Consider the following 1066-nt stretch of genomic DNA (forward strand, 5'->3'; position numbering starts at 1 on the left):
TGGTCCCCGTTCGCTCGCCGCTACTAGGGGAATCTCGGTTGATTTCTTTTCCTCAGGGTACTTAGATGTTTCAGTTCCCCTGGTTCGCCTCCTGCCCCTATGTATTCAGGACAGGATACTCATCTTGTGATGAGTGGGTTTCCCCATTCAGAGATGTCCGGGTCACAGGTCGTTTGCCACCTCACCGAACCTTATCGCAGGCTACCACGTCTTTCATCGCCTCTGGCTGCCTAGGCATCCACCGTGTGCGCTTCATTGCTTGACCCTATAACCCGAAGGAGTCTGGGGTTCGCAATGATAACGATTGCCGGATACGCTTGAGACGTATCACAATACAATTTACGTAGAAACGCGTTCAACGCGTTTCTGTCAGCATGATATACATTGTTAAAGAGCGACTGCTATAAGCAGTGATAAACGAATCGTGTTTTCAACCTTGAAAGAAAAAGAAAGGTCTTTTCTTCTTTTTCAACGTGAAAGCGCGTTTATCACTGCGCATCAACAGCATTCTGATCAGGTAATTCATTGTGAGCGCTTGCCGCGAGGGGAAGGCATCGTTTAAGGAGGTGATCCAGCCGCAGGTTCCCCTACGGCTACCTTGTTACGACTTCACCCCAGTCATGAACCACACCGTGGTGATCGCCCTCTTGCGTTAGGCTAACCACTTCTGGTGCAGTCCACTCCCATGGTGTGACGGGCGGTGTGTACAAGGCCCGGGAACGTATTCACCGTGGCATTCTGATCCACGATTACTAGCGATTCCGACTTCACGGAGTCGAGTTGCAGACTCCGATCCGGACTGAGATCGGCTTTTCGGGATTGGCTCACTCTCGCGAGTTGGCAACCCTTTGTACCGACCATTGTAGCACGTGTGTAGCCCTACTCGTAAGGGCCATGATGACTTGACGTCGTCCCCACCTTCCTCCGGTTTGTCACCGGCAGTCTCCTTAGAGTTCCCGCCATTACGCGCTGGCAAATAAGGACAAGGGTTGCGCTCGTTACGGGACTTAACCCAACATTTCACAACACGAGCTGACGACAGCCATGCAGCACCTGTCTCTGCGTT

The 1066-nt window shown here is 52.0% G+C and carries 2 rRNA genes; both read right to left on the reverse strand.

The window, feature by feature from the left end:
- Nucleotides 1-265, reverse strand: a 23S ribosomal RNA gene (locus INF29_RS14440); the annotation flags it as partial.
- Between the two features lie 294 nt (nucleotides 266-559).
- Nucleotides 560-1066 (reverse strand): 16S ribosomal RNA (locus tag INF29_RS14445); the annotation flags it as partial.

The sequence above is a fragment of the Anaerotignum lactatifermentans genome (genome assembly GCF_014982935.1).
In the GTDB taxonomy this organism is placed as follows: domain Bacteria; phylum Bacillota; class Clostridia; order Lachnospirales; family Anaerotignaceae; genus Anaerotignum; species Anaerotignum lactatifermentans.